17 protein-coding genes and 1 pseudogene are annotated in these 25289 nt (G+C 74.0%); 10 read left to right on the top strand and 8 right to left on the bottom strand.

The window, feature by feature from the left end:
• The first annotated feature begins 64 nt into the window (after positions 1–64).
• From CCL05_RS31940 to CCL05_RS31910, 7 genes are all read left to right on the top strand, one after another.
• Positions 65–1468: a nitrate/nitrite transporter gene (locus CCL05_RS31940; RefSeq protein WP_086564163.1), complete on the top strand. Its 1404-nt coding sequence runs from the start codon at positions 65–67 to the stop codon at positions 1466–1468.
• The gene (locus CCL05_RS31935; protein ID WP_086564162.1) at positions 1461–3554 is read left to right on the top strand and encodes a molybdopterin oxidoreductase family protein; all 2094 of its coding nucleotides are present in this window, start codon (positions 1461–1463) and stop codon (positions 3552–3554) included. The genes CCL05_RS31940 and CCL05_RS31935 overlap by 8 nt, the downstream gene beginning before the upstream one ends.
• Before the next feature lie 8 nt (positions 3555–3562).
• The gene (locus tag CCL05_RS31930) at positions 3563–4984 is read left to right on the top strand and encodes an FAD-dependent oxidoreductase (RefSeq protein ID WP_086564161.1); all 1422 of its coding nucleotides are present in this window, start codon (positions 3563–3565) and stop codon (positions 4982–4984) included.
• Positions 4981–6243, top strand: a complete 1263-nt coding sequence (locus CCL05_RS31925; protein WP_086564160.1) for an FAD-dependent oxidoreductase — start codon at positions 4981–4983, stop codon at positions 6241–6243. The genes CCL05_RS31930 and CCL05_RS31925 overlap by 4 nt, the downstream gene beginning before the upstream one ends.
• A gap of 121 nt (positions 6244–6364) precedes the next feature.
• Complete coding sequence (locus CCL05_RS31920) at positions 6365–7930, top strand: carboxylesterase/lipase family protein (RefSeq protein ID WP_086564159.1); 1566 nt, start codon at positions 6365–6367, stop codon at positions 7928–7930.
• Positions 7931–7989: 59 nt separating this feature from the next.
• Positions 7990–9843 carry an asparagine synthase (glutamine-hydrolyzing) gene (asnB, locus tag CCL05_RS31915; protein ID WP_086564158.1) on the top strand — a complete coding sequence of 618 codons (1854 nt, stop codon included), beginning with the start codon at positions 7990–7992 and terminating at the stop codon, positions 9841–9843.
• A gap of 102 nt (positions 9844–9945) precedes the next feature.
• Positions 9946–10803 carry an arylamine N-acetyltransferase family protein gene (locus tag CCL05_RS31910; RefSeq protein ID WP_086564157.1) on the top strand — a complete coding sequence of 286 codons (858 nt, stop codon included), beginning with the start codon at positions 9946–9948 and terminating at the stop codon, positions 10801–10803.
• A gap of 76 nt (positions 10804–10879) precedes the next feature.
• On the opposite strand, the gene CCL05_RS31905 is transcribed toward CCL05_RS31910, so the two are convergent.
• From CCL05_RS31905 to CCL05_RS31880, 6 genes are all read right to left on the bottom strand, one after another.
• Positions 10880–11401 (bottom strand): shikimate kinase, encoded by a 522-nt coding sequence (locus CCL05_RS31905; RefSeq protein ID WP_086564156.1) that lies wholly within the window; start codon positions 11399–11401, stop codon positions 10880–10882.
• The gene (aroC, locus tag CCL05_RS31900) at positions 11398–12582 is read right to left on the bottom strand and encodes a chorismate synthase (protein WP_086564155.1); all 1185 of its coding nucleotides are present in this window, start codon (positions 12580–12582) and stop codon (positions 11398–11400) included. The genes CCL05_RS31905 and aroC overlap by 4 nt, the downstream gene beginning before the upstream one ends.
• Positions 12551–14494 carry an anthranilate synthase family protein gene (locus CCL05_RS31895; protein WP_086564154.1) on the bottom strand — a complete coding sequence of 648 codons (1944 nt, stop codon included), beginning with the start codon at positions 14492–14494 and terminating at the stop codon, positions 12551–12553. Before CCL05_RS31895 ends, aroC begins: the two co-directional genes overlap by 32 nt.
• Complete coding sequence (locus CCL05_RS31890) at positions 14491–15114, bottom strand: isochorismatase family protein (RefSeq protein ID WP_086564153.1); 624 nt, start codon at positions 15112–15114, stop codon at positions 14491–14493. The genes CCL05_RS31895 and CCL05_RS31890 overlap by 4 nt, the downstream gene beginning before the upstream one ends.
• 42 nt (positions 15115–15156) lie before the next feature.
• Complete coding sequence (locus tag CCL05_RS31885) at positions 15157–15927, bottom strand: 2,3-dihydro-2,3-dihydroxybenzoate dehydrogenase (RefSeq protein ID WP_086564152.1); 771 nt, start codon at positions 15925–15927, stop codon at positions 15157–15159.
• Between the two features lie 73 nt (positions 15928–16000).
• Positions 16001–17173, bottom strand: a complete 1173-nt coding sequence (locus CCL05_RS31880; protein WP_086564151.1) for a 3-deoxy-7-phosphoheptulonate synthase — start codon at positions 17171–17173, stop codon at positions 16001–16003.
• A gap of 871 nt (positions 17174–18044) precedes the next feature.
• On the opposite strand from CCL05_RS31880, the gene tal reads away from it, so the two are divergent.
• Complete coding sequence (gene tal / locus CCL05_RS31875) at positions 18045–19181, top strand: transaldolase (protein ID WP_086564150.1); 1137 nt, start codon at positions 18045–18047, stop codon at positions 19179–19181.
• A 158-nt stretch (positions 19182–19339) separates the two neighbouring features.
• Here tal and absR1 read toward each other — a convergent pair whose 3' ends face one another.
• A complete protein-coding gene (gene absR1 / locus CCL05_RS31870) occupies positions 19340–20422 on the bottom strand; it encodes a beta-glucuronidase AbsR1 (RefSeq protein WP_086564149.1) in 1083 nt (360 codons plus the stop codon).
• 95 nt (positions 20423–20517) lie between these two features.
• Here absR1 and CCL05_RS31865 point away from each other — a divergent pair, with 95 nt between their 5' ends.
• The gene (locus CCL05_RS31865) at positions 20518–22242 is read left to right on the top strand and encodes a LuxR family transcriptional regulator AbsR2 (protein WP_086564148.1); all 1725 of its coding nucleotides are present in this window, start codon (positions 20518–20520) and stop codon (positions 22240–22242) included.
• Positions 22243–22286: 44 nt separating this feature from the next.
• Here the strand turns inward: CCL05_RS31865 and CCL05_RS31860 are convergent, their stop codons facing one another.
• A complete protein-coding gene (locus CCL05_RS31860; RefSeq protein WP_086564164.1) occupies positions 22287–24854 on the bottom strand; it encodes a CHAT domain-containing protein in 2568 nt (855 codons plus the stop codon).
• A gap of 178 nt (positions 24855–25032) precedes the next feature.
• Here CCL05_RS31860 and CCL05_RS31855 point away from each other — a divergent pair.
• Positions 25033–25289: pseudogene (locus CCL05_RS31855) on the top strand (S8/S53 family peptidase); the annotation flags it as partial.

Genomic DNA, 25289 nt, shown 5'->3' with positions numbered 1-25289 from the left:
CCCCCGCACGGCGGCCCGGCGCCACGCGCCGGGCCGCCGTCCCCAGCCGAGGAGTTGCCCCCCGATGACGGCACTGCGCGCCTCCCGACGCCGGATCGAGCACTGGGATCCGGAGGACGAGGAGTTCTGGGAGCGCACCGGCAAGCACGTCGCCCGACGCAACCTCGTCCTGTCCGTCCTCTCCGAGCACATCGGGTTCTCGATCTGGAGCATGTGGTCGGTCCTGGTGCTGTTCATGTCCCCGGCCATCGGCCTGGGCTTCGCCCCGAGCGAGAAGTTCCTGCTGGTGGTCACCCCCACCCTGGTGGGGGCGCTGCTGCGGCTGCCCTACAGCTACGCCGTGACCCGATTCGGCGGGCGGAACTGGACCGTGTTCAGCTCGGTCCTGCTGTTCGTGCCGGCGCTGCCGGCGCTGTACTTCGTCCAGCGGCCCGGCACACCCCTGTGGGTGTTCCTGCTCATCGCCGCGACCGCGGGCGTCGGCGGCGGCAACTTCGCCTCCTCGACCACCAACATCGCCCACTTCTTCCCCCGGCGGCACCAGGGCTGGGCGCTCGGTCTCAACGCCGGCGGCGGCAACCTGGGCGTCGCCGTCATCCAGCTCGTCGGTCTGCTGGTCATCGCCACCGCGGGCGACACCCACCCCGCCTACGTGATCGCCGCCTACCTGCCGCTGATCGCGCTGGCCGCCGTGCTCGCGGCGCTCGGCATGGACAACGTCGACACCGGCCCGGCCTCGACGGGCGCGCTGCGCGAGGCGGCGGGCAACCCGCACACCTGGTGGATCTCGCTGCTGTACCTCGGCACGTTCGGCTCGTTCATCGGGTACGGGTTCGCCTTCGGCCTCGTGCTGCAGAACCAGTTCGGCTCCACACCGCTGGAAGCCGTCGGATACACCTTCCTGGGGCCGCTGCTCGGCTCGCTGTCCCGGCCGCTGGGCGGCCGGCTCGCCGACCGCTGGGGCGGAGCCCGGGTCACCTTCTGGAACTTCCTCGCCATGGGCGCCGGCACGCTCCTGCTGCTGGTGGCCTCGGCCCGCCACTCCCTGGCGCTGTTCGTCGCCGTGTTCACGGTGCTGTTCGTGCTCAGCGGCCTGGGCAACGGGTCCACGTACAAGCTGATCCCGGTCGTCTTCGCCGGGCAGGCGGAGGCCGCCGTCACCGCGGGCCACGACGCGACCGAGGCCTTCGCCCGCGCCCGCCGCCTGACCGGCGCGGTCATCGGCATCGCCGGTGCCGTCGGCGCGCTCGGCGGCGTCGTCGTCAACCTGGCCTTCCGGGCGTCCTACGGCAGCCGGGGCACGGGCGAGCCGGCCTTCTGGTTCTTCCTCGCCTTCTACGCGGTGTGCGTGACCGTCACTCTCCTGGTCTACCTGCGCACCCCGCACGGCACCCCGCCGGGCGACGCGCGGGAGGCGCGGCGGGCCGGGCGCGGAGCCGCCGAGTCCTCGGAGGTCACCCGTGCCTGACAGCGCGCCGCGCACGAGCGTGGCCACGCACTGCCCGTACTGCGCCCTGCAGTGCGGCACCCGCCTCGGCCACGGCGCCTCGGGGACCGTGGTGGAGCCCTCCGACTTCCCCGTCAACGACGGCCGCCTGTGCCAGAAGGGCTGGACCGCGCCCGCGGTGCTCGACGTCCCGGACCGGCTGCGCCGGCCGCTGGTGCGGGGTGCGGACGGCCGTCTCGCCCCGGCCGACTGGGACACCGCCCTGGACACGGTCGCCGCGCGACTGCGGCGCATCCGCGACGAGCACGGCCCGGACGCGCTCGCCGTGTTCGGCGGAGGCGGCCTGACCAACGAGAAGGCCTACCTGCTGGGCAAGTTCGCCCGGCTCGCCCTCGGAACCAGCCAGATCGACTACAACGGCCGGTTCTGCATGTCCTCGGCCGCCGCGGCCGGCAACGCCGCCTTCGGCCTGGACCGCGGACTGCCCTTCCCCGTCGGCGACCTCGACGCGGCCGACGCGATCCTGCTCGCCGGCGCCAACCCCGCCGAGACCATGCCCCCGTTGATGCGGCACCTGCACAAGGCCGACCTGATCGTCGTCGACCCGCGCCGCACCAAGACCGCCGAGCGGGCCGCCCTGCACCTGCAGCCGGTGCCGGGCACCGACCTCGCGCTGGCGCTGGGGCTGCTGCACATCGCCGTGAGCGACGGCTGGTGCGACAAGGAGTACGTCCAGGAGCGCACCACCGGCTTCGACGCGGCCTGGCGGCGCGCCGTCACCTGGTGGCCCGAGCGCGTCGAACAGGTCACCGGCGTCCCCGTCGCCGAACAACGCGCCGCCGTGCAGATGCTGGGCGAGGCGCGCCGCGCCTATGTGCTGACCGGCCGGGGCGCCGAGCAGCACAGCAAGGGCGCCGACACCGCCGCGGCCTTCATCAACCTCGCCCTCGCCCTGGGCCTGCCCGGGGTCGCCGGCAGCGGCTACGGCTGCCTGACCGGACAGGGCAACGGGCAGGGCGGCCGCGAGCACGGGCAGAAGGCCGACCAGCTCCCCGGCTACCGCATGATCACCGACCCGGAGGCACGGGCCCACATCGCCCGGGTCTGGGGCACCACACCGGACGCCCTGCCCGGCCCCGGCCGCAGCGCCTACGAGCTGCTCGACGCGCTCGGCACCGAGGGCGGCCCGCGCGCCCTGCTGGTGTTCGGGTCCAACCCCCTGGTGTCCGCGCCCCACTCCGCCCACGTCGCCGACCGGCTGTCCGCCCTCGACCTGCTGGTGGTGGCCGACTTCGTGCCCTCGGAGACCGCACGGACCGCCGACGTGGTCCTCCCGGTCGCGCAGTGGGCCGAGGAGGAGGGCACCCTGACGAACCTGGAGGGCCGGGTGCTGCGCCGCCGCCGGCTGCTGCCCCCGCCGGAGGGCGTGCGCACCGACCTGGAGGTCCTGCACGGCCTCGCGGTCCGGCTCGGCGAGCCGGCCCACCGCTACCCGACCTCGCCGCGCCGGGTCTTCGACGAACTGCGGCACGCCTCCCGCGGCGGAACGGCCGACTACTCCGGCATCACCTACGACCGGCTGGACGCGGGGGAGGCCCTGCACTGGCCCTGCCCCGAACGCCCCGGCGGACAGCCGCACCCCGGCACGCCCCGCCTCTTCCTCGACGGCTTCGCGACCCCGGACGGCCGCGCCCGGTTCGCCGAGGTCGACCACCGCGACCCGGCCGAGACGCCCGACGCCGACCACCCCCTGTACGCCACCACCGGCCGGGTCCTCGCCCACTACCAGTCCGGCGCGCAGACCCGCCGCGTGCCCGAACTCAACGACGCCGTCCCCGAGCCGTTCGTCGAGATCCACCCCGACACCGCCGAACGCGCGGGCCTGCGCGAGGGCGGCACGGCCCGCGTCACCTCGGCCCGCGGCACCACGGTCGCGCGGGTCAGGCTGGTCGGCAGTATGCGCACGGACACGGTGTTCCTGCCGTTCCACCATCCCGGCGCCGGCCGGGCCAACCTGATCACCGGCACCGCCCTCGACCCCCGCAGCAAGATGCCCGAGTTCAAGGTCTGCGCCGTGCGGATCGAACCCGGCACCGACGCGTCGTGAGGCCCGCCATGTCCGCCACGCAGCACGTCCTCGTCGTCGGCCACGGACCCGCGGCGCACCGGCTCGTCGAGCGGCTGCGCGCGCACGGCCACCGGGGCCCGGTCACCGTCCTCGGCGCGGAGCCGCGGCCGGCCTACAACCGGGTCCTGCTCACCTCCGTCCTCGACGGCACCCTCACCGCCGGGGACCTGGAGCTGCCCGCCCCACCCGACGGCGTGCGCGTCAGGCCCGGCGTCACCGCCACCGCCCTCGACCGCGCCCGCCGCCTGGTGCGCACCGGCACCGGCGAGACCCTTCGCTACGACCGGCTGGTGCTCGCCACCGGCGCCCGGCCGAGGATCCCGCGACTGCCCGGAGTGCTCACCGCGGACGGCCGGCTCACCGAGGGCGCCACCACCCTGCGCACCCCCGGCGACGTCGAACGGCTCGCGGACGGGCCCGTGGTGGTGCTCGGCGGCGGAGTCCTCGGCACGGAAACCACCCTCGCGCTGCTGCGCGCCGGCCGCGACGTCACCCTCGTGCACCCCGGGCCGTACCCCATGGACGACCGGCTCGACGACACGGCCGGCGCCCTGGTCGCCGGTCACCTGCGCGCCGCCGGCGCCCGCCTGCGAACGGGGCGCGCCGCCGTGGAGTACCGGCCCGGCAAGCTGGTCCTCGACGACGGCGAGGTCCTGCGGGCCGACGCGCTCGCGCTGTGCACCGGCGTCGAACCCGAGACCGCCCTCGCCCGGCGCGCCGGACTGGCCGTCCGGACGGGCATCGTCGTCGACCGGCACCTGCGCACCGCAGATCCGCACATCCACGCCCTCGGGGACTGCGCCGAGTTCGGCGGCGAGGTGCCCGGACTCGTCGGCACCGCCTGGGAACAGGCGGAGACCCTCGCCCGTATCCTCGCCGGCCACGACACGTACCACCGCGCCGGCCGGCCCGTGCTGCGCGTGAAGGCGCCCGGCCTCGACCTGGCCTGCCTCGGCCCGCCCGACCCACCGGGCGCCACCCGGCACATCACGCTGTCCGACCCCGCCCGGGGCCGCCACGCCGCTCTCGCCCTGTCCGGGGAGCGCGTCGCGAGCGCGGTCCTCATCGGCCTGCCGCGCGCCACCGCCGCGCTCGCCCAGCTGTACGCGCGCGACCTGCCGGTGCCGTCCGACCGGTTCGGGCTCCTGCTGGGCACCGCGGCCGGCGCACCACCCGCCCGCGTCGAACTGCCGGACGCGGCGGTGCTCTGCCACTGCAACCACGTCACCAAGGCCGACCTGCTCCGCGCCTGGCGCGCCGGTGCCCGCGACCTGGCGGGGATCGCCGCCGCGACCCGCGCCACCACCGGCTGCGGCGGCTGCGCGGACGACGTGCGCCTGGTCCTCGCGTCGGCGACCGGAGCGCCGGAGACCGGAGCCTCGGCGACCGGAGGGAACAGCAACCCATGACCCGAACCCCGCGCACCCTGGTGGTCGTCGGACACGGCATGACCGGCCACCGCCTCGTCGAGCACCTGAGGGCCCACGACCGGCACGGCACCTGGCGCGTCGTCGTCCTGGCCGAGGAGCCCCGCCCCGCCTACAACCGGGTCGCCCTGTCGTCCTACCTGGAGGGCAGGAGCGCCGCCGACCTCACCCTCGCGGGCCGCGCCTTCCTCACCGACCCCCTGGTGGAGCTGCGCACGGCCGCCCCGGTGACCGGCATCGACCGGCGGGCCCGCACGGTCACCACCGCGGACGGCACGGTCACCCCCTACGACGCCCTCGTGCTGGCCAGTGGGTCGCGGCCGTTCGTGCCGCCCGTCCCGGGGCACGACCTGCCCGGCTGCTTCGTCTACCGCACCTTCGACGACCTCGACGCCCTGCGCGAGGCGGCACGCGAGGGGCTCCCCGGTGTCGTGGTCGGCGGCGGCCTGCTCGGCCTGGAGGCCGCCAACGCGCTGCGGCTGCTCGGCGTCCGTCCCCACGTCGTGGAACTCGCGCCACGCCTGATGCCGGTGCAGCTCGACGACGGGGGAGCACGCGTGCTCACCCGGCTCGTCACCGGTCTCGGACTGCGGGTGCACTGCGGCACCGCCGTCCGCGAGATCCGCCCAGCCGCCGACGGCCGGGTCGGCGGGGTCACCCTCACCGACGGCACCGCGCTCGACACCCGGCTGGTCGTGTTCTCCGCGGGCGTGCGCCCCCGCGACGAACTGGCCGGACCCGCCGGGCTCGCCACGGGCGAACGCGGCGGCTTCCTCGTCGACGACCTGTGCCGCACCGAGGACCCGCACATCTGGGCCGTCGGCGAGTGCGCGGCCGTCCGGGGCCGCACCTACGGGCTGGTCGCCCCCGGCTACCGGATGGCCGAACTCGTCGCCGACCGGCTGCTCGACCGCCCCACGACCCCCTTCGCCGACCCCGACACGGCCGCCAAGCTCAAACTCCTCGGCGTCGACGTGGCCAGCTTCGGCGACGCCCACGCCGAGACCGAGGGCGCCCTGGAGTACGTCCTGCGCGACGACACGGCCGGCACGTACGCCAAGCTCGTCCTCGACCCCGAGGGCCGGGTCCTGCGCGGCGGTGTGCTCGCCGGCGACGCCACCGCCTACCGCACCCTGCGTGCCCTGACCGGCCGCGAACTGACCGCCCCGCCCGACCGGTTGCTGTCCGCGCCGGGCCCCGGCGGCCCGCCGCCCCCGCACCGCGCGGCGGCCGCGGCCTGACTTGACGGAGTAGTGACCGGCGGTTGGCGGCCGGCCCGGCACCGGAGCGACGATCCCTGTGCCCCATGGTGCGCGCCGCGCCGCCCCCGACAACGCCGAGGCGGGAAATGAGGTTCACCAGATGCCCGGTCGCACAGTGGTCGTCCGGACGACGGCGGGACGAGTGGCGGGAGAGCGGGCCGACGGACTGACCGTCTTCCGGGGCGTGCCCTACGCGGCCCCGCCGGTGGGCCCGCTGCGGTTCTCCTCGCCCCGGCCGCCCGAGCCGTGGCAGGGCGTACGGGACGCCACCGCCTTCGCCGCCCCCTCCCTCCAGGGCGACTACCTGCCCGACAGCAGCGAGGACAGCCTGTACGCCAACGTGTGGACGCCGGACGTGGAGGGCCGCCTGCCGGTTCTCGTCTACATCCACGGCGGCGGCTGGATGCTCGGCGCGGGCAGCGAGCCCGACTACGACGGTGCCCGTACCGCCGTCCACGGCCGCATGGTCGTCGTCAACTTCAACTACCGCCTCGGCGTGTTCGGCTGGGGCCTGCACGAGGACCTCACCGACCCGAGCACGGGCTCCTGCGCGAACTGGGGGCTGCAGGACCAGGCCGCGCTCGTGCGCTGGGTCCGCGACAACGCCGCCGCGTTCGGCGGCGACCCGGACAACATCACCGTCTCCGGCACCTCCGCGGGCGGCTCCAGCACCTGGCAGCTCGCCCTGCTGCCCGAACTGCGGGGCATGGTCAGGAGGATCATCCCGATCAGCGTCAAGCACGTGTGGGAACCGGCCAGTTCCACCACTCCCAGGGAGTCCCGCAGGGTCTACCGGTACCTCGCGCGCCGCTTCGGCACGACCGTGCCGGGCCTGCGCGCCGTACCGGCCACCGAACTGCGGGACGCCTGGGACGAGGTGTACGCGGGCAGCCCCACCGAGCGGTTCGTGCAGGGCGCGCGCGAGTACCGCGGGCCGATCGTCGACGGGCGGTGGATGCGCGGCTACGACCACGCGCTGCCCACCCCGCGCATCCCGGCGATGCCCATCTACTGCCGCACCGAGGGCTCCTTCTTCACGACCGGACCCGGATACCCCTACCCCGGCCCGCACCCGGCCGACGACGCCGGACTGCGCGCCGCCGTCCGCGAGGTCCTCGAGAAGGGCGCCGCCAAGGTCACCGACGAGCAGGTGGACGACTGCATCGCCCACTACCGGCGGGCGTCCGAGGCGGAGGGGCTGCCCCGCGACCCGGTGTCGGTGTGGACGCAGGTGTGGGGCGACGGGCTGTTCCGCTACCAGATCGTGCGGCTCGCCGAACGGCACGCCCGCGAACGCGACCCCGCCGCCGCACCGCAGTACCTGATGGAGTTCGCCCACCCGCTCAAGCCGCCGTACGCCGGCACCACCCCGCACGAGGCCGTCGCGAAGTTCCTCTTCGGCACGTTCACGCTGCCGGTCAACGCACCCGCCTACGGGGACGGACCGCTGGAGCGGCGGATCTCGGACACGCTGATCGACCTGGTGGCGACCTTCGCCCGCGGTGGGACACCGAGCAGCGAACACGCGCCCGGCTGGCCGGTGTTCACCCCGGACCGGCCCACCGTGATGGTCCTCGGCGGCGAGCGGGTGGCACGGATCGGCACGGTGTCGGCCCAGCCCCACCTGACGTACTGGGACCGCGCCGGCTGGGTGCCGCGGCCCTGAGCACCACTCCCTCCCCCCCCGTCATACACCACCACAGGAACGAAAGGACTGGGACTTCGATGTGCGGACTCGCAGGCTGGGTCGCCTACGACCACGATCTGTCGGTACACGGCGGGACGGCGTCGGCCATGACGGAGACGCTGGCGTGCCGGGGCCCCGACGACCGCGGTGTGTGGATCTCACCGCAGGCGATCCTCGGGCATCGCCGGCTCTCCATCATCGACCTGGAGGGCGGCCGCCAGCCCATGCACGTCACCGGTGAGGGCGACGGCCTGCCCGTCCTCGTCTACACCGGCGAGGTGTACAACTACCGCGAGCTGAAGGAGGAACTCGCCGGTCTCGGCCACACGTTCCGCACCTCCAGCGACACGGAGGTTGTCCTGCACGCCTACCTGGAGTGGGGCGAGCACTTCGCCGAACGCCTCAACGGCATGTACGCCCTCGCACTGTGGGACCCGCGCACCGAGGAACTGCTCCTGGTCCGCGACCGCATGGGCGTCAAGCCCCTCTTCTACTACCCGACGTCCGACGGCGTGCTGTTCGGCTCCGAGGCCAAGGCCATCCTGGCGCACCCCGACGCCGAGGCGGTCGTGGACGCCGAGGGCCTGGCGGAGATCTTCGCCATCATCAACACCCCGGGGCACGCCGTCTTCAAGGGCATGCACGAGGTGGTGCCCGGCACCGTCGTGCGCTTCCACCGCGGCGGCCACACCACCCGCACCTACTGGCAACTCGAGGCCCGCCCGCACACCGACGACCTCGACACCACCGTCACCCGCATCCGCGAACTCCTCGAGGACATCGTCGAACGCCAGCTCATCGCCGACGTCAAGGTGGGCACCCTGCTCTCCGGCGGTCTCGACTCCAGCGCCATCACCGCGCTCGCCGCCAAGGTCTTCCGCGACCAGGGCAAGCAGGAACGCATCAAGGCCTTCTCCATCGACTTCAAGAACAACGAGGAGAACTTCCGCGGCAACGGCATCTGGATGGACCCCGACACGCCGTACGCCATCGACGTCGCCCGCCGCTCCGGCGCCGAGCACGTCATCGTCGAGCTGGAGAACCACCACGTCCTCGACGAGGACGTGCGCATGCGGGTGCTGCGCGCCCAGGACCTGCCCATCTCCACCGGCGACATGGAGCACTCCCTCTACCACCTGTGCAAGGCGCTCAAGGAGCAGGTGACGGTCGCCCTGTCCGGCGAGACCGCGGACGAACTCTTCGGCGGCTACAACTGGTTCTTCGACAAGGAGGCCGTGGAGGGCGACACCTTCCCCTGGTACGACGCCTGGCGCCGGCTCGGCGGCCTGGACACCATGAAGGAGATCGGCCTCTGGGACCGGCTCGGCCTCGACGAGTACGTCGCCAAGCGGTACGCCGAGGCGCTCGCCGAAGTGCCGCGCCTGGAGGGCGAGTCCGCCGACGAGGCGCGGATGCGGGAGCTGTCGTACCTCAACATCAGCCGCTGGGAGAACTTCCTGCTGGACCGCAAGGACCGCATCAGCATGGCCGCGAGCCTGGAGGTCCGGGTGCCGTTCACGGACCACCGGCTGGTGGAGTACGTCTTCAACGTGCCGTGGGCCATGAAGACCTTCGACGGCCGTGAGAAGAGCCTGCTGCGCGCCGCCGCGAGCCACGTCCTGCCCGAGTCGGTGCTGCAGCGCAAGAAGAGCCCCTACCCGTCCACCCAGGACGTCGAGTACGTGCGGGCCCTGCGCGCCAAGGTCGAGGCCCTGCTGGACGGTTCCCCGGTGCTCGACCTCGTGCCGGCCGAAGGCATCCGCAAGCTGCTGGACAAACCCGTCGAGTCCTACGCCGGTCTCGGCGGCCTGTGGGGCATGCGGGCCGTGATGGAGCGCCTGGTCGAGTTCGACGCGTGGGTGAAGGAGTACGACGTCCGCGTGGAGTGGTGACACCCCCACCGGTGCGGCGTGCGGCGCGCGGCACCCGGACGGGGCCGCGCGCCGCACCGCCGTGCGATCCGACCCACCTCTCGCACCGGCGGAAGGACGCTCATGGACACCTCAGGCCTGCCCCTCGTGGTCGACGACTCCCCGGAGTGGGGCAGCAAACGGCTCGACCTCGACGCCTATCTCTCCCGCATCGGCTACCGGGGGCCGCGCGACTCCTCCCTCGCGGCGCTCCGGGCACTCCACCGCGCCCACCGGGACTCCGTCTGCTTCGAGAACGTCGACATCGCCCTGGGGCGCACGGTCTCCCTCGACATCGACGCCGTCCAGCGCAAGATCGTCCAGGCGGGCCGCGGCGGATACTGCTACGAGACGAACCTGCTGTTCGCCGCCGCCCTGGACCGCTTCGGCTTCCCGGTCACCCGGCTCCTGGTCCGCATCCGCGAGGGCAGCGACAAACGCCGGTTCCGCTCCCACACGGCCCTGCTGGTGCGGGCGGACGACACGGTGTGGCTGGCCGACCCCGGCTACGGCTACGCGGCGCTCATCGAACCCCTCGCCCTGCACCCCGAAGCGGAGAGCACCGTCGCCGGCTGGTCGTGGCGGCTGACGACCGAGGACGGCCACTGGCTCCTGCAGTACCGGCGGCCCCGCGGCTGGTTCGACATCTACGCCTTCCGCGCCGAACCGCAGTACGCCGTCGACTTCGAGGCCGCCCACTATGTCAGCTCCACTCGCCCCGGCTCGCCCTTCGTCGGACAGCTCGTGGTCCAGAGGGCCAACGACGAGGAACGGTACCGGCTCAAGAACAACGAGTTCATCACGGAGTACCGCAGCGGCGAGCAGCGCGTGAGCGTCCTGCGTCCGCACGAGGCCGTGGACGCCGTGCGCACCACCTTCGGGCTCCCGCTCACCGCCGAGGAGGAACGGCTGCTGCACGACTTCCTCGCCGCCCGGCGGTGACGGCTTTACGGCAGCACGAGAACTCCCCGCCCCGCACGGTGGTTCGTGCGAGGCGGGGAGTTCCGTCCCGGTCCGTTCAGGCTTTCACCGTTCGCGGCGCCAGTGCCGCCAGCACGGCCTCCACGACGCCGTCCGGGGTGCACCCGCTGGTGTCGACCACCGCCCGGGCGACCTCCGTGTAGAGCGGGCGGCGTGCCGCGGCCAGCGCCCGCCACTCGCGGTGCGGATCGCCTGCCAGCAGCGGCCGTCCCGGGTCCCGGCCGATGCGCCGGACCGCCTCGCCGGCGTCGGCGTCCAGGAAGACCACCGGCTGCCCGGCCAGCAGGGCCCGGGTCCGCGGATCGAGGACGGCTCCACCGCCCAGCGCGAGCACCCCGTCGTGCTCGGCGACGGCGCGGGCCACCGCCCGCGCCTCGATCGCACGGAAGGCGGGTTCGCCGTCGTCGACGAAGATCTCGGCGATGGTCCGGCCCTGCTCGGCGACGATGTCGTCGTCGGTGTCCCGGTAGGCGACGCCGAGCCGCTCGGCCAGCAACTGCCCGACGGTGGACTTGCCCACCCCCATCGGGCCGACCAGCACGACCGACGGCCCGCTCATCGGATCGCGAGGTGGTCGAGGTACGAGGTGACGTTCCGGCGGGTCTCGGCCACCGAGTCGCCACCGAACTTCTCCGCCACCGCGTCGGCGAGGACGAGCGCCACGACCGCCTCCGCGACGATCCCGGCGGCCGGGACCGCGCACACGTCGGAACGCTGGTGGTGGGCGGCCGCGGCCTCGCCCGTGGTGACGTCGACCGTCTTCAGCGCCCGCGGCACGGTCGCGATCGGCTTCATCGCCGCCCGCACCCGCAGCAGCTCACCCGTGGACAGCCCGCCCTCGGTGCCGCCCGAGCGGCCCGAGGCCCGCCTGACGCCCTCCTCGGTCGCGACGATCTCGTCATGCGCCTCGGAACCCGGCACCCGCGCCAGCTCGAAACCGTCACCGATCTCGACGCCCTTGATCGCCTGGATGCCCATGAGCGCGCCGGCGAGCCGGGCGTCGAGCCTGCGGTCCCAGTGCGCGTGCGAACCCAGACCGACCGGCACGCCGTAGGCCAGGATCTCCACCACACCGCCGAGGGTGTCGCCGTCCTTGTGGGCCTGGTCGATCTCCGCGACCATCGCCTTCGACGCGTCCGCGTCCAGACAGCGCACCGGATCGGCGTCCAGCTTCTCCACGTCGGCCGGCGTCGGGTACACGCCCTTCGGGGCCTTGGCCGAGGCCAGCTCCACGACATGGGAGACGATCTCGATGCCGGCCGTCTCCTTCAGGTACGAGCGGGCCACCGCGCCCAGCGCCACCCGGGCCGCCGTCTCCCGCGCGGAGGCCCGCTCCAGGATGGGACGGGCCTCGTCGAAGCCGTACTTCTGCATACCCGCGAGGTCGGCGTGGCCGGGGCGCGGCCTGGTCAGCGGCGCGCTGCGGGCGAGCCCCGCCAGGGTCTCCGGGGCGACCGGGTCGGCCGCCATGACCTGTTCCCACTTCGGCCACTCGGTGTTGCCCACCATGATCGCCACTGGGGAGCCGAGCGTGAGACCGTGCCGGACACCGCCGAGGAACGTGACCTCGTCCCGCTCGAACTTCATCCGGGCACCGCGGCCATAGCCCAGACGCCGCCTGGCGAGATGGTCCGCCACCCTGTCCGTGGTGATCGGCACGCCGGCGGGAAGGCCCTCCAGCGTCGCGACGAGTGCGGGACCGTGGGACTCACCCGCGGTCAGCCAGCGCAATCTGCTCAACGGTGCCGCGCTCCTTTCCCGTCGCGCCGGTGAGAACCTCCTTGATCAGGTCGCCGACGATGCGCACGCCGTCCTGGGTGAGCACCGACTCGGCGTGGAACTGCATCGACGCGAAGTGCGGGCCGCTCAGCGCGTGCACCTCGCCGGTGTCGGGGTCGCGGCTGACCTCCACCACGCCCACCCCCTCGCACTCGGCCTTGTCGTCCTCGGCGCGGGCGGCGAACGTGTTGTAGAAGCCGACCCGTTCCCGGGCCCCGAACAGGTCGATCTCCCGCTGCACGCCCTGGTTGGGGACCGCCCGGCGCACCAGCGGGAAGCCGAGCAGCGTGCACAGCGTCTGGTGGCTCAGGCAGACGGCGAGGAACGGGCGCCGTTCGTCGAGCAGGGTGCGCACCGTGGCACGCAGGTGGGCGATCTTGGGGTGCTCGACGTCGCGCGGATCGCCCGGACCGGGCCCCATCACCACGAGGTCGTATCCGTCCGTGGAGTACGGCTCGTCGAACCGGCGGACCGTCACCCGCAGTCCCATGGCGCGCAGTTGGTGGTCGAGCATCGACGTGAACGTGTCCTCGGCGTCCACGACCAGCACCCGGCGTCCGCTCAGCTCCGGATCCGGCCGCGCCCCCGGGCCGTTCCCGGCCAGCCAGAAGCCGGCGAGGGTGGCGTTGCGCTGTTCCAGTGCCGCCCGGACCCGCGCGTGGTCCGCGAAACGGGAGGGCCCGTCGCTCTCGATGGCCGCGAGCAGTCCCGCCGCCTTCGCGGCGGTCTCGGCGACCTCGCTCTCCGGGTCGGAGTGCCGCACGAGCGTGGCGCCGACGCCGATCCGCAGCCGGCCGGTGGCGTCGATGTCGGCGGTGCGGATCAGGATGGAGGAGTCCAGCGCCCGCTCGCCGTGCTCGTCACGGCCGATCAGCGCGACGACGCCGCTGTAGTAGCCGCGCCCCTCGGGTTCGTACCGGTTGATGACCCGGCAGGCGTTCTCCAGCGGGCTGCCGGTGACGGTCGGGGCGAAGAGCGTCTCCCGCAGGATGTCGCGCGGGTCCCGCGTGCTGCGTCCCTCGATGAAGTACTCGGTGTGGGCGAGGCGGGCCATCTCCTTGAGGTACGGCCCGACCACCCGGCCGCCCGACTCGCAGATCCGGGCCATCATCTTCAGTTCCTCGTCCACGACCATGTACAGCTCGTCGGCCTCCTTGCGGTCGGCGAGGAAGTCGAGCACCTGCGGCAGGGTCGGGCCGGTGGACGGGTAGCGGTAGGTGCCGCTGATCGGGTTCATCACCGCCGTGCCCTCGCGCAGGCTGATGTGCCGCTCGGGAGTGGCGCCGACGAGCGTGCGGGAGCCGGTGTGCACCAGGAACGTCCAGTAGGCGCCGCTCTCGCGCTGCAGCAGACGCCGGAAGACCGCCAGGGCGTGCCGAGGGGTGTAGCCGGTGATGTCGGCGGTGTAGGTGCGCTTGATGACGAAGTTGGCGCCCTCGCCGGTGCCGATCTCGTCCCCGATGACCCGGCGGACGGTCCCGGCGTACTCCTCGTCCGGGATGTCGAAGCGGCCGCCGGACAGCTCCACGGGCAGGTCGGGGATCCGGGTCAGCACCTCGGTGACGGGCACGGTGGACTGCTCGGTGACGGTCATCGCGAGCAGCGGCGTGCCGTCGTCGGGGCAGTCGAATCCGCGCTCCGCGATCTGCCGGTAGGGCACGAGGGCCAGCACCTCGTGGCGGGGGCCGCCGGCCGTCTCCGGGGCGTCGGACAGGGGCAGTTCGGAGAGGGTGCGCGGCTCGGTCGTCTCGCCGGCGACGACGTCCAGCACGCCCGGGCCCGTCGTCTCGGGGCGGTGCAGCAGGGCGTACGCGGCCGGGGGCCGGTCGCCCAGGATCCGGCCGAGCAGGTCGCCGCTCGGGGTGCCGGTCATGCCAGGACCTCCTTGGTGGTGACGACAGCGGCGCAGCGCTGCGCCGCGTACTCCAGGGCCAGCCGGTGGTGGTACTCGGAGAAGTCGGCCGTCGCGTCGGCCACCAGGAACGGCTGGATGTCGTGGGTGAACGCCTCGACGGCGGTCATCAGCACGCCCACGTGGGCGTAGACGCCGCACAGCACCAGCTGGTCCCGGCCGGCGGCGCGCATCCGCTGCAGCAGGTCGGAGCGGAAGAAGGCGCTGTAGCGCCACTTGGTGAGCTGCCAGTCGCCGGGGGCCGGGGCCAGTTCGTCGACGACCTGCCGGTCGGCGGGCGCGGGGCGCATGCCCGGCCCCCAGAAGTCCTTCAGCAGGCCCCGCTGTTCGTCGGTCATGCCGCCGGGCTGCGCCGTGTACGCGACCGGCATGCCGAGCCCGGCGCAGTGCTCGCGCAGCTGCCGGGCGTTGCGCACGAGGTCCTCGCGCAGACCCTCGGGCAGGGGCCGCAGGAAGTAGCGCTGCATGTCATGCACCAGCAGGACGGCGCGGTCCGGATCGACGGACCACTGAGCCACGTTGCCGGGCAGGTCGCCGGCCGTCGGCATCGGGTAGGGGGTGATCTCGGGTATGCCTGCCATGAGTTGCTCTCCTGGTCGCCTCAGGTCGGTGGGGGTCGGGGCTCAGGCGCCGAGCGCGGCGCCGCCGTCGACGGTGAGTTCGTGCAGGGTGATGTGGGAGGCCTCGTCGGACAGCAGGAAGGCGACGGCGTCGGCGACGTCCGAGGGGCGGGCCACCTTGCCCAGCGGGATGCCGACCCGGAACGCGTCCGGCCGCCCCTCGATCGTGTGCTTCGGGCCGGACTCGTCGTGCCACATGGACGTGAGCATCGGGGTGCTGGTGGAGCCCGGTGCCACCACGTTGCAGCGGATGCCGTCCCGGGCGACCTCCAGGCCCAGGCTCTTGGTGAACATGGTCGCCGCCGCCTTGGACGCGGCGTAGGCGGCCATCTGCACCCGCGGGGTGGCGGCGGCGTTGGACGCCACGGTGACGATCGCGCCGCGCCGGCGCGGCAGCATGCGGTTGACGACGGCCCGCGACATCAGGAAGACGCCGGTGGCGTTGACGGCGAACGTCGTCGTCCAGTCCTCGTCGGTGAGGTTGCGCACGGTGCCCATACGCAGCACACCGGCACCGTTGACCAGGTACTCCAGGGGGCCGAGGCGCTCCTCGGCCTCCCGGACCACGGCGTCGACCTCCGCGGTGCTGGTGACGTCGGCGGGCAGGGCCTGCGCCTCCAGGCCGTCCGCGCGCAGCTTGTCCACCACCTGCCGCAGCCGGTCGGCGTCACGGTCCACGGCTCCCACCACCGCGCCGCGTTCGGCGAGGGCGCGGGCCACCGCCTCGCCGATGCCGCCCGCGGCTCCGGTGACGAGTGCGACTTTTCCGTCCATCTTCAGGACCTCCTCATCTGCGTGTCTGCCCGACGGCCGTGTCCCGTGCCGGCCGGGGTGGGTGGCCTGGCTGTCAGCCGAGCCAGGCCGAGGCCACGGCGACGGCCTGGCTGGGGTTGAGGCGCGGATCGCAGTAGGACGTGTACTTGTCCGCGACGTGATCGACGCAGGCGTCGTGGGGGACGCACTCGGTGACGTCGTCCGGGGTGGTCTCCAGGTGCAGCCCGCCGATGATGCCGCCCTCGGAGCGGACGGCCTCCTGGAACTCCTGGATCTCCCGCTCGATCGTCTCCAGGAAGCGCGTCTTGAGGCCGTTCGGCAGCGTGACGGTGTTGCCGTGCATGGCGTCGGTCAGCCAGATCACCGGATGCCCGGCCTCGCGCGCCGCGGCGACGAGCTTCGGCAGCCGGTCGCCGACCGTGGACGCCCCCATGCGGGCGATGAGCGTCAGACGGCCCTTCTCCCGGTCGGGGTCGAGCCGTTCGCACAGCCCGAGGAGTTCGTCCCTCGTCACCTTCGGCCCGATCTTGCAGGCGACCGGGTTGGCGACCCGGGACAGCAGGGCGACATGGGCGCCGTCGAGCTGGCGGGTGCGCTCGCCGATCCACGGCCAGTGCGTGGAGGTGAGGACGAGCCGGCCCCGTTCGTCCCTGCGGACCATGGGGAGTTCGTAGTCGAGGATCAGCGCCTCGTGGCTGGTCCACACGGGCGCCTCCACGCCGTGCCGCCGTCCGGCGTCCAGCCAGCCGAGGTGGGTCATGATCTCGCGGGCCGCCTGGTAGCAGGCCAGGATGCGCCGGGGCTCCGGACGCCGGCTCTCCGGGTCGGGCTCCGGGCCGTTGACCATGTGGCCCCGGTAGGACGGCAGTTCCACACCGCCCACCAACTCGGTGGGGCTGGAGCGGGGCTTGCCGAACTGACCCGCGATACGGCCCACGCGGATCACCGGCTTGTGCGTGATCATCTTCAGCGCGCCGGCCAGAAGGTCCAGCACGGCGCTCTTACGGGCGACGTAACCGGGCGTGCACTCGGCCGGATCCTCGGCGCAGTCGCCGGACTGGACGACCAGGGCGTCTCCGGAGGCGACCCGCGCCAGCAGCGAGCGCAGCGTGTCGACGTCCTCCCCGTCGACGAGGGCCGGGCGGCGGGCCAGCGTCTCCGCGACCTCTCGCACCCGTGACGCATCACCCCACTCGGGCTGCTGCCGGGCCGGTTTCTCCTTGATGTCGAGCAGAGCGTCGTCCACTGGTTTCTCCTTCGGCGAATGGCATGACTTCGGCGCGCCATCGCCGGGGCAGGGGAAACCCCGTGACTGCGCGGCCGTGCGGGTCTCGGACGTGGGACGGCGGGGCCGGGCGCACCGCGGTGGGCCGCGGGCCGCCGGTCATCGGACCAGCCGCACGAACGGCGCCGCCGCGCTCCGTGCGGGTGGTGCCCGTCCGCGCGCCGCGGCGCGACGACTGCCGCATTGTTCGGCGCGCGTAATAGCTCTGGTGATAGCTCCGGTGGCGAGATACGTCGCGGGCGGGAATTGCTCGCTTTGTGGTGGACCGCAGCCGTGCGGGCACGCAATGGCGCCGCCTCGCGAATGCGTTACCGGATGAGGTGTGACGCTTTCCCGTTCATCCGGCGCCGGCGCGGGGCCGGGAAACCGGAACGACGGTCATGGGCCTGTTCGCGGCCCGGCCCGGCCGGGAGCCGAGCGGCCGTTCGAGTGCTGCCCCCTGGGGGAGCCGGGACCGGATACGCATTCAGAAACCGGTCGTCCTCCCAGGTGGCGGGCGCCCGATGCCGGTCGGCGGACGGGGTGCGGACAGGTCCCTGCGCGGGAGCCGTCGAAGACGGCGGGTGGCTCGTGCACGCGGTGCTCCCTCGGCAGACGGAGTGGCCGTGCCGGACCTCGGGCCGGCTGTTCGCTCCGATCCTGTATCGAAAGCGAAGCCCGGCCCAATGACGCTCGGTGGACTTCGTCAAATAGCCGCTACTTCATCAAGTCGAAGTCGGAACCACTTTGCGCCAATGTGCCACGTCACCCGTAGTTCATCTCGGGTGCATGCCAATAACCTGGCGGTGACGCTTGAACTCGGGACTTATGCATCAAGGAGTGACGACCCGCCATGTCGGACCGGCTGAGGCGACCGGGCGTGCTGGAGCTGGACGAGCTGGTCGCGGAGGGCGTCTCGCCCTGGCTGGACGGACTGACCCGGCGCCACCTGGCCTCCGGATGCCTGACCCGCCTCATCGCGGACACCGGAGTCCGGGGCGTCACATCGGACCCGGCCGCGCTGGCCGCCGCCGTCGAGACCGACGACGCCTACCGCGAACAGCTCGCGGGCCTGGCTTCCGACGACATCTGCGTCGCCGACGCGGTGCGTGCGGTGGCGGCCTACGACCTCCGCTGGGCGTGCGACGAACTCCGCCCGGTGTACCAGGCCACGCGAGGACTGGACGGCATGGTGTCGATGGACCTGGATCCGCACCTCACGCGCGACGTCGAGTCGGTCGTCGCGGAGGCGGAGCAGACGCTGCGCGCGGTGAACCGGCCCAACGCGATGGTCAAGCTGCCGGCCACCACCGAGGGGATCGCCGCGATCAGGGAGTGCGTCGGCGAGGGCTTCCCGGTCCACGTCACCGCGGTCTTCTCGGTGTCGCGCTACCGCCAGGCCCTCGACGCCTACGTGGAGGGCCTCCAGCGTGCGCTGGCCGACGGCCGGCGGCTCCCGGCGCTCTCCTCGGTCGTCTCACTGCCCGTGGGCCTGCTGGACGCGGAGGTGGACGCGCGGCTGGAGGAACTGGGCACCGCGGACGCCCTGGCGCTGCGCGGCGAGGCCGCCCTGGCACGTGCCCGCCACTTCTACCAGATGTACGACGACTGGTTCGGCGGCACCGGCTGGCGGGCCCTGGCCGCCGCGGGAGGCCATCCGCAGCGGCTGATGTGGACGGCCACGACCGTGACCGACCCCTCGTCGTCCCCCACCCGGTACGTCGAACGGCTCGTCACCTGGGGCACGATCACCTCGATGACCCTGCCCACCGTGGAGGCGGCCGTCCGCCACCTCGCCCTGCGCGGTGACACGCTGATGGGCGGTCACCGTGCGGCCCTGGAAGTGTGGGGACGACTGGAACGTCTCGGCATCGACGGTGACGAGATCGCCCGGAAGCTGGAGGCCGAGAGCGCCAGGCGGCTGGCGGCCGCGTGGCGCGACCTGTACGCGGCGGTGGACGCGGGACGGCGCACGGCCCACCGGGCGTAGCCGCCCGGCCGCGAGGTCGTTTCATCGCCGAGGGGGCGTGGCGTCGTCGAGGGTGTGGCGTGGTCGAGGACGTCGCCCACCCCCATGGGCGACGTCCTCGACCGTTCCCCCGGTGCCGGACTGTGGCTCTCAGGTGTCCGTGCGGCGGGCGTGTGCCCTCACCAGCACATCACCGCCGTCTCGCCGGCACCCCACGCGGAGTACAGGCGTACCCGGACGATGTAGCGGCGGCCCTTCACGAGCCGGGCGCCGATCGTGGCGTTGTGCGCGGTTCCCCCGTCGTCCCGGCCGGCGAGGTACCGGGGCTCCCCGTCCCGCTCCTCGAAGACCACCACGACGGCGTCGCCGTCGCCGAAGGTGCCCAGCGTGTACGTGCGGGTCTCCGGCGGGTCGATCACGAAGTCGGCCTGCTCGCCCGGGCCGAGCCCCAGCGGCACCGAGCGGAACGGCACCAGCGCGGGCGGCTCCTGATCCGCCGGCGGATACCAGCGGAGCGCGAACTCCTTGTCGGCGGCCGACAGCGTGCCGGGCGGGTCGATGCCCGCGCGGTACCGCTCCGGCTCCAGGATCAGCCCCGACGGGAACGGGAACTCCATGATCGACTGCGGGTCCCAGACGGAGCCGTTGACCTCGTCCGGGCCGAGCTTGCGCAGGATGGTGCGGTCCGTCCGCTCCCGGCTCCAGTGGTTCGGCGGGCCCGCCAGTTCGGCGTACACGGCCTCGTCGTCCCAGTGGATGCCGGCGAACGGGCTCTGGTGCTCGTGCACCATGCCGAGCGCGTGCCCGATCTCGTGCAGGGCCGTCCCGCGCTCCCCGGGCGCGGTCAGGTCCCAGCCGAAGTTCATGGTGCGCTCGTGCCGGCCGGCCAGCAGCGCGTCCCGGCCCACCGCCGACCAGGAGCCGGCGCCGAGCTGGAACCCGATGCGCAGTTCCGCCTCCGAGCGGTCGTCGACCTCGGCGAAGACGATCCCGGTGCCGAGGTCCTGCCACTGCGCGAAGCACACGCGCACCACGTCCCGCTGCTCCTCGCCGCCGGCCCACGGCACGCGTCGCGTCATCCCCGTCCCCGGCACGGGGATGACGGACGCGTCGGTGTCGTCGTCGAAGAAGCAGTAGTGCAGCACCGTGCCGTTGACCCACATCCGCCGCCCGCTCGCGAGCGCGCTCAGCCGCTCGGCCGCCAGCCCCGGTGCGAAGGCGGGCGCCGGCGCCTGTGCCAGCGAGCAGTAGCGTGCGGTCATGGCCACAGCCTGCCCCGCGGCCGGTCCCGGGCGCCTGAGTCGGGGGCTACTCAAGTCGCCCTGTATCAGAAGTGAGTAGCCGCGCTCATGTCTGTGTGACGACTTACGAGAGGGACGCGACGACGCTGGAGCTGCCCTGGCCGTTCGCCGGGCGGGAGGACGAACTGGAGCTGCTCCGCCGGTCCCTGGCCGGGGGACGCCGCGGCATCGTGGTGACGGGCCCGGCGGGCTGCGGCAAGACCCGCCTCGTCACCGAGGCGCTCCGCGGCACCGACTGCGCCCGGGCGGCGGGTACGCCCGAGAGCCGGGCCATCCCCTTCGCCGCGTTCGCCCATCTGCTGCCCGAGTCGGTCACCCTGCACCGCGCCGTCCAGCTCCTGTCCGGCCTGCGCACGCTGCTCGTGGACGACGCCCACCTCCTCGACGACGCCTCCGCCGCCCTGGTCCACCAGCTCGCGGTGCACGGCCGCATCCGCCTGCTGGTCGTCGCCACGGACGGCACGGCGGCGCCGGGCGCGATCTCCCGGCTGTGGACGGGGGAACTCCTGCCGCGGCTCACTCTGGAACCGCTGACCGAGGAGGAGACCGCGCAGTTGCTCGCCGCCGGAGCCGGCCCGCTCGAACCGCTCACCGTCAACCGTTTGCGGCGCCTGAGCCGTGGAGACCTGCGGCTGCTGCGCGACCTGCTCGGGGCGGTGCGGGGACGGCTCACGCTCGTCCCGGACACCGGCGAACGGGCGTGGCGGGGCCCCGTGCCGCTGACCACGGCCGTCCGTGAGCGCACCGCCCCCGTCCTCGACCGCGCCGGCCCGCTCGAACGGGAGACTCTCGACCGCCTCGCCTTCGCCGAACCGCTGTCGCCGGCGCTCGACGATCTGGACCTCGGAGCCCTCGAAGTCCTGGAGTCCGACGGCCTGATCGAGGTCGACGACCTGGGCGGCGTCCGCCTCGCCCACCCCCTCCACGGCCCGGTGCTCAGAGCCGGGGCGGGCCGGCTGCGGGCACGCCGGCTGTCCCGGACACCGGACGCGTACGCCGCCGCCCTCGACGCCGAGTCGGCCGCGCTGGCCCGCCGGATCGACCAGGACGACGTACGGGCGATGCCTACGCCGGTGGGGGAGTGGCTGGTCGCCGAGGCCGGCCCGCTGCCCGGCCGGTACGCCGCCGTACGCGCCCGGTTCGCCCGGCTGCGGGGGGAGCTGAGGGAGGCCGCGGCCTGGGCGAGGGAGGGCCTGCGGGGCGATCCCGAGGACGGGGCGTGCCGGGCTGAACTCGCCCGCGCCTGCGTACCGGTGGACAGCGGCCGTGACCTTGACCCGGACGCCCTCGCCGAGCCCTACGACGCCGTACGCCTCGGCTGTCCCGAGAAGGTCATCGACCGGCTGACCGGCGTGTTCGCCCGGCACGCCGACGCGCTCACCCGGGCCGACGGACCGGCCCTGGACGAGGTGGCCGGGGAGCTGGAGCGGCGCGGCTTCACGCTGTTCGCGGCAGAGGCGCACGCCCAGGCCGTGCGCGCCCACCGCGATCCGAGCGCCGCCCGGCGCTCCCGCACCCGGGCCGTCGCCCTGGCCCGGCGCTGCCAGGGCGCCCGGACACCCGCCCTGTCCGGGCTGGTCCTCGGCGAACTCACCGCCCGGCAACGGCAGATCGTCACCCTCGCGGCGGCGGGCCTGAGCAACCGGCAGATCGCCGAACGCCTCACCCTGTCCATCCGGACCGTCGGCAACCACCTGTACAGCGCCTACGCCCGGCTCGGCGCGAGCGACCGCGGCGCCCTGCCCTGGCTGACGGAAGTCCCGCACGCCCAGCCGGCCTGAGCGCCACCACCAAGACCGGCGGCCTGACCCGAACAGGGGACGGGTCAGGCCGCCCCGAACGCCGAGAACGCCCAGCCCGTGGCCTGGTGCAGCGCGTCGCCCGGCAGGGCGGCCCGGGCGTCACGCAGCGCCTCCGCCAGGGACAGCCCGGCCCCGAGGCCCTTGTGCAGCGCGAGCATCAGCGGCACCACCGCGGCGTCGTTGACGGGCGCGCTGCACGCCACCACCCCGGCCGTGCCGAGCGGCAGCAGCACGGTGACCAGCCCGAGCAGTTCGTCGGCGCCGACGGAGGCGAGGAGCGCGGTGTCGCAGCAGGACAGGATGATCCGGTAGGGGCTGCGGTCCAGACGCTCGAAGTCGTGCACGACGATCGGGCCGTCGGCCATCCGCAGCGAGGAGAACAGCGGGCTGTCCGCACGGAACGTGCCGTGCGCGGCGATGTGCGCCAGCGCGGCCCCGTCCAGCTCCTCCAGCACGCGCGGCACCCGCGCCTCGTCGTCCTCCAGGACCGTCGCGCAGGCGTACCGGCCCGCCAGTTCGGGCACCTCGGCGCCTCCCGTGGCCAGGCCCGGGCCGCGTACCAGCACATGGCGGCCGTCCGGCGGCGGCGCGGTCTCCCGCGCCCGCAGCCAACTGCCCGCCGACGGCGACACACTGAGCACCCGTTCCCGCAGCGACGGCAGCAGCGCCCACGGCACCCGGTGCAGCCGCCCCGGCGGCACGATCACCACCGGGCCGCCGCCCAGACGCGCCGCGGCCGGCCCGAGCAGCAGCTCCTCCAGCCGCCGCCCCGCGGCCTCCACCACCGCAAGCCGCGCCTCTGCCCCGGGGTGCGCCAGCCGCCGCAGCCCCGCCTGCACGTGCTCGGCCTCGGTCTCCGCGTCGGCCAGCAGCCCGGCCTCGAACCTGCGCACCCGCCCCTGCCCGCACAGCAGCACCTGCACCCGCCCGTCCAGCACGGCGAGTTCCACCAGCCGTACCTCTTCGCCCAGCCGCTCCAGCAGCCGGCCGACGTCGAAACGGTCGCCGTCACCGGGCGCCGCACCGCGCATGTGCAGCGTCCGGGACCGGATCTGCCGCTCCAGGCGCCGCTGTTCACGCTCCAGTGCCGGAACCGGCCGGCCCTCCATCCGGGCGGCCTCCGCGCGGGAGGCGATCTCCCGGAAGGCCGTCATACCGCTGAGCAGTTCCGGATCGGCGGGCGGCCGGGTCGGCGGGGTCGACAGCACGGTCGCCCGCCAGCGCTCGCTCCACACCAGCAGCCGCCGCGGCCCGCCGGAGACCAGACTGGCGCGCTGCGCCAACGCGGCCAGTTCCGCGCCCTGTTCGGTGGCACGGGCCCGTAACTCCGAGGCGCCCAGCGTCATCCGGTGGTCGTCGAGCACGTCCAGACCGCGCCGGCACGCCTCCAGCACGCCCCGGGTCGACCCGGCGGCCCGGGCCCGCAGCGCCTGCGCCGCCCAGCCCGTCATCCGCGCCAGCGGCGGGCCGCTGCGCCGGCTGCGGGCGGCGATCGCCAAGTGCCGCTCCGCGTCCGCCGTCCAGCCCAGACCCAGCGCGATCCGGCCCGCCAGCAGGGACGCCTCCGGCGCGGCCGGCGCGCCGAAGGCGGCCAGCTTCTCGGCCACCGCGGCCGCGTCGGCGACCAGCCGCCCCGAGCCGCGCCCGGCCGCGTGCCGCGCCTCGATCAGCACCAGCCGGGCGTGCGTCTCCCACCAGGTGCGCCGCTGCCCGGCGAACAGCCGTACGGCCAGGGCGGCACGGGCGATCGCAGTGTGCGGGTCCCCGGCCGGCCGGGCGGCCCGCGCGGCGGCCAGCAGCAGCTCGGCCTTGCGGGTGGACTGCCCGCCGATGCCGTCCAGCCTCCCGATCGCCGCGTCCGCCTCGGCCAGTGCCTCGGGCGCCAGCCCGGCCGCCATCAGCACTTCGCAGCGCCGGATGTTCAGCATGAACGTCGGCGTGCCCAGCCGGGCGTACCGCTCCTCCGCCTCGTCGAGCAGCCGCAGCGCCGCCGGCACGTCACCGGACCGGAACGCGGCGAGCCCCCGGCTCTCCACCGCGTCGGCCTTGTCGTGCTCCTGGCCCGTGGTGTCCCACAGCGCCTCGGCCGCGGTGAAGTCCGCCTCGGCCCGCTCCACCGCGCCCAGCGCCAGATGCACGGTCGCCCGCAGGGTCAGCGCCCGCGCCGTCCAGATCACGTCCTCCGCCTGCCGCAGCACCGGTATCGCCCGGCGTACGTCCTCCAGCGCCTCGCGATGGTGACCGAGCACCCACCACACGTACGCCCGCCGGTACAGCACGCGCGCCCGCGTGTGCCCGGCGCCCCGCGCGACGCCCCGCTCGAACGCCGACAGGCCCTCCCGGGTGCGGCCCGCGTGCACCAGCGCCACCCCCAGGGTGGCCAGCACGTCCGCCTCCCGGTCGGCCGAGTCCGCCCGCGCCGCGAACTCCCGGGCTCGCCGCAGATGGTTCAGCGCGAGCCGCAGATCACCGAAGTCCCGCTGCCAGATGCCGATGACCTGGTGGGCGACGGACGCGTGCAGCGGGGAGGGATCGGCGTCGAGCAGCGCCCGGGCCCTCGCGAGAGCCTCGCCCGGGTCGGCGAACACCATCGGCAGCAGTTCCCGCACCGCGTCGCTTCCCGCTGTCACTCCTCGGATGGTAGTGGCCCCCGAACCCCGCCACACAGGGGTGGCGCTGTATCAAAAGACGGCCCGACGGCTCTTGTCGAGGAGAACCGACGACCGTTCGCCGCACCGACCGACGCCGTCGCCCAGTGGGAGGACCCGCATGGCACCTCAGCGATTCCACGAGCAGTTCGACCAGATCCAGCGCTCGATGCCCGACGTCCCCCTGGCGATGGGGCCGGACGACTCGGCCGAGTTCATGTACGAGAAGGGCGTCGTCCTCGTCCGCGACGGCGAGGAGGCCCAGGTCGTCGAGGACACCGTACGGGCGCACTTCACGGCGGCACCCGACCTCGACCAGGACCAGGTCCGCCGGGCCGGCCCGCAGCGCAACCGCAGCGGCGTCACCCGGATCCGGGT

Source organism: Streptomyces africanus (assembly GCF_002150735.1).
Taxonomy (GTDB): domain Bacteria; phylum Actinomycetota; class Actinomycetes; order Streptomycetales; family Streptomycetaceae; genus Streptomyces; species Streptomyces africanus.
The sequence above is the reverse complement of the archived record's forward strand: the minus strand, read 5'-3'. Positions and strand labels throughout refer to the sequence as shown.